Source organism: Cupriavidus oxalaticus (assembly GCF_038900635.1).
GTDB lineage: Bacteria > Pseudomonadota > Gammaproteobacteria > Burkholderiales > Burkholderiaceae > Cupriavidus > Cupriavidus oxalaticus_B.
This window is the reverse complement of the sequence record NZ_JAYMRX010000056.1, coordinates 1-3961: the sequence shown is the minus strand read 5'-3', so window position 1 is coordinate 3961 and position 3961 is coordinate 1. Positions and strand designations below refer to the sequence as shown.

At 63.0% G+C, this 3961-nt stretch carries 4 protein-coding genes and 1 pseudogene; 3 read left to right on the top strand and 2 right to left on the bottom strand.

Annotation, left to right across the window (positions count from 1 at the left end):
- Nucleotides 1-121: 121 nt before the first annotated feature.
- Together VSR71_RS34860 and VSR71_RS34855 are read left to right on the top strand one after the other, a co-directional pair.
- A pseudogene (locus VSR71_RS34860) lies at nt 122-589 on the top strand (helix-turn-helix transcriptional regulator); the annotation flags it as partial.
- Between the two features lie 315 nt (nt 590-904).
- Entirely contained in the window at nt 905-1462 is a 558-nt protein-coding gene (locus VSR71_RS34855) for an Rrf2 family transcriptional regulator (protein WP_342917892.1), read from the top strand.
- A 213-nt stretch (nt 1463-1675) separates the two neighbouring features.
- Here the strand turns inward: VSR71_RS34855 and VSR71_RS34850 are convergent, their stop codons facing one another.
- Nucleotides 1676-2137 carry a DUF6130 family protein gene (locus tag VSR71_RS34850; protein WP_342917891.1) on the bottom strand — a complete coding sequence of 154 codons (462 nt, stop codon included), beginning with the start codon at nt 2135-2137 and terminating at the stop codon, nt 1676-1678.
- 141 nt (nt 2138-2278) lie between these two features.
- A complete protein-coding gene (locus tag VSR71_RS34845; RefSeq protein ID WP_342917890.1) occupies nt 2279-3208 on the bottom strand; it encodes an AraC family transcriptional regulator in 930 nt (309 codons plus the stop codon).
- A 104-nt stretch (nt 3209-3312) separates the two neighbouring features.
- On the opposite strand from VSR71_RS34845, the gene VSR71_RS34840 reads away from it, so the two are divergent.
- A complete protein-coding gene (locus VSR71_RS34840) occupies nt 3313-3630 on the top strand; it encodes a carboxymuconolactone decarboxylase family protein (protein WP_245179454.1) in 318 nt (105 codons plus the stop codon).
- Nucleotides 3631-3961 lie beyond the last annotated feature (331 nt).

Genomic DNA, 3961 nt, shown 5'->3' with positions numbered 1-3961 from the left:
ACGCGCTTGCGCGTGCGGCGATTGCTCAGGTCCAGGCCAAGGTCAGTTTGTTTCATGCGCCCATTGTCGCTGGAAACATTCTTCATGCGTACCCGAAGTCGCATGAGTTTTGAACACCATCCCTAACGTCGAATTCGATTGCGACTTCAATGGCATCGTCTGCGCGAAGGCCGATCTCGATGCGCGAAATCCGTGGGCTGATCCGGCTATGGCGCGCTACGCGCAGCGTCTGATAGACGAGTCAGCCGTCTCGCGGCAGGCGACAATGCTTGAGGACGTTCGGCGCACGATCCTCCAGCTGTTGCCCAGTGGGCGCTGCAGCGTGGAGCAGGTAGCCGAAAATCTGGGCGTGGTGTGCCGCACGGTCCAGCGCCGGCTAGCGGAACAGGGGCAGAGCTTCTCATCGATCGTTAACGAAATCCGCGCGGAACTCGCGATGCGCCATGTCATCGAGAGCGATCGTCCATTTACTGAGGTGGCGACCCTGCTCGGTTTTTCTGCGCCAAGCGGATTTTCGCGCTGGTATCAGGCGCAATTCGGTTGCAGCCCCAAGGAAAGCAGGGCTGCAAGAGGCCCTGTGCATCGATAGCAGCACCTTCGCGGGCGAGCAGAGCATACGAAGCTGATCCGGTCCACGCGTACCACAGAGCGGGCAAGGCGAGATGCCGTGCCCCGAAGCTCGCAGGGGCACGGTCTGTGCCCGATGGCCGCCTTACCTTGAGCGCCGCCTAACCGCGCCGCGCTCGGCTGCGACGAATTGTTCACCAGCACCGGGCGGCCGGAAGCGGGCTACCTGCCCCGGTTACCATGTTCGACCATCAGCACAAGCGGCGTGTCCTTGCCTTGCGGTTCCAGCGGAAGTTGTATAGCATTTCAACTACGATACGTAAAGTCTTAGTATGCCATGGCCCAAATCAGTACTGGCGTTGAATACAGCCTCCACTGCCTGCTGTACCTGACGCATTCGCAGGCGGCCGTGGAAGAAGCGAGTGTCCGCGATCTGGCCGAGCTTCAGGGCGTTCCACACGACTTCCTGGCCAAGTTGTTCACCAAGCTGGCCAAGGCCGGGCTGGTAGTCGCCACGGAGGGCATCAAGGGCGGATTCCGGCTCGCGCGGCCTGCCAGCCACATTACCGTCCACGATGTCGTGGTAGCGATTGACGGCGAAAAGCCGCTCTTCGACTGCCTCGAGATCCGCGGGCGCTGTGCCGTTTTCAATGACGAGGCACCGGGCTGGGCGACGCGTGGCGTTTGCTCGATTCACGCTGTCATGCAGGCTGCCGAGAAGGCCATGCGGGCGGAACTGAAACGGCATACCCTGGCCGACCTTTCCCAGCGCGTCAATGACAAGACGCCGGCCAGCTACGGTGTGCAGGTTGTCAGATGGCTGTCGGATCGCGCGGCCAATCGCCGGGGCGACAGACCTGCGCCCACGCGCCAGGGTCCGCGCAAGAGCGCCTGAGGTTCGCGCGCTCGATTCTCTTGCGCGCGTTTCGCGCCGATCGAAGGGTGGAGGCGATCTTCTGGACCGCCGGCATCGGTGCGCACTTGGGGTGGCTGCATCGTGGCCGGCGTGATTCGGGCCGTCTGCGCAACGACAGCTTATCCACGGAACCGCAGGACATGCGGAGCGCTGTCACCAGAACCGCGAAAAGCGCGCAGGAACTTCGAGAGATCAGTGCTTGTGCGGCGCCGGCGCCCTGGAACCCGGCAGGGTGAAAGCGACGGTCTCGGTGGCCAGGATCTTGTGGCTGGGATCGGCCAGTTCGAGCCGAAGCTTGTGTGCGCCGGGCGGAAGCCCCACGACGATGATGGGATCCTCGCTGGTGTGGGCCCAGGTAATGTGCGAGTCGTCGACAGTCACATGAAGATGCCCGATGCGCGGCGATATCTGTACGGCGGGCTTGCCGAACACCGGCATGACGCGGAAGTGCTCGGTCCGGAACTGCACGATGACGACACCGCGGGCCAACGGTTCGGCCAGCGGCGCATACGGGACCAGCTTTGGTGCCTGCTCCGATTCGAGTGGAAGGATTACCGGAGGGCGGACAGGATCCGGCGCGCCTTGTGCAAATGCCGTCACGCCGAGTGCCAGGGCGGCCGCGGCGACTGACGCATGTCTCAGCGGGGAACGCATGATTTTGTCCTTCTTTTTGGAGAAGGGTTTCGTCGACGCACGAGGCCGTGGCAGGCCGTGCGTAAGTACAGAGTAGTCGCTGGCACAGCCGGCGACACTGCTTGCGCAGCTCGCCCTGGTCGGCAGGATCTGCAATTGGAATCAGTCGCCACCGACGCGCCCGCGAGACGCTGTCCGCTGCCGGAATCCGCTCGGGTCGACACCATGCTGTTTGTGGAACGCCTGCGAGAAATTGCTGCGACTGGAGAAACCAACGGCGTGCGCCACCTGGGAAATTTGCAGGGTGGTGGTCGCCAGCAACTCCGCGGCCCGGTGCAGCCGAACTGCACGCAACATGGCCATCGGCGTCTGGCCGAACGCACGTTCGAAGTGCGAAGCGAATGCTGAGCGGCTCATTCCAGCCAGATCGGCCAGTCGCTGCACCGACAGTGGCGCTTCCGGATGTTCAAAGAGCTTCTCCAGCGCGAGAAGCAGGCGGGGATCGGCAACGGCGGCCGTCCACGACAACTGCGCCTCGTCGCTCTCCAGCTGGCGCCGCAGCAGCATGACCAGGCATTGCTTGAGCAATGCCTCGATCAGCACCCTCGATCCCAGTCCGGGCTGCGCGGATTCCGCCAACAGCATGACGAACTGGTCTCTCAGCCCGGCTGGCCCGTCGAACCGCGTCACGATCGGATGCCGCAGCATCCTGAAGGGATCGGCCGTACTCGTCGCAAAGCGCAACTCCCCGCACGCCATCTCAACCCCGACTGCCGCCTCGCCCACCTTTACCGTCGGCGCCGTTTCGCGCGCGGACCATGAGCCGAGCCTTGCCCGATCCACCGATACGGTCGGCGACTCGAACGCGCATTCCAGCCGGTAGGAAACGCCCGGCGGCATCAGCACGAAGCAGTGGGGCTGCAATGCGATGCGGTGGCCATTGCCTGCGTCGAGGGTCCCGCGGCCGTCCAGGCAGTAGTGGAGGCTGGCGGTCTCGCACGCGTCGAAACGCACGCTCCAGCCATCGCGAATGTCGCACCGTGTGATGTGCGTGACACCAATGTCGAGCGTGGCAAGGAAATGTTCGAGCACACGATGTGCGGAAGCGGGGGAAGCCATCATTGGACGAATTGAAACCAAACTAAGACCAAGTGGAACCTTGCCATTCCTATCATACCTACTCCAATCCCAACCTTATGGAGGTTTCCATGTTCGATATGAAAGATCTTGCCCGTTTGAAGAAGCTGGACGAAAACGCTCCCGAGGCGATGAAAAGCTTCCGTGCATTTGACCACGCAGCGTTTGCCGACGGCGCGCTTTCGGTGCAGCAGAAACAGATCATTGCGGTGGCCGTGGCGCTGACGACGCAGTGCCCGTATTGCATCGCCCTGCATACCAAGGCCGCCCACGATGCAGGCGCCACCAATGCGCAACTTGCGGAAGCCGCACTGGTGGCCGCGGCAATCCGGGCGGGCGGTGCCGTCACGCATGCCACCCACCTGTTCCGCGACTGAACGCCATCCAACGCACCTTGCCCAGCGGCGGTCGTCCCGAAGTCCGTGGGGCGGCCGTCTATCGGCAAACGACACACCCGCTACGTCTCTGGAACGAAGCATTGTTCGAATCGCCGGTTCTGGCAGCGCCGGATCCGGCGGCGCGGAAATGCACGCATTTGCGTCGTTGCAGTGACAGGAAAGGTGGTCTGCGCCACCGTGGCGTGTGGATTTGCCCCCGTGTCCGCGGACACGGTCACACCCTTAGGTTGATAAGGCCATCGCACGCCTGAACTCGCGCGGAGAGCGGTAATTCAGGGCGCTATGGGGGTGCTGCTCGTTGTAGTGCTCA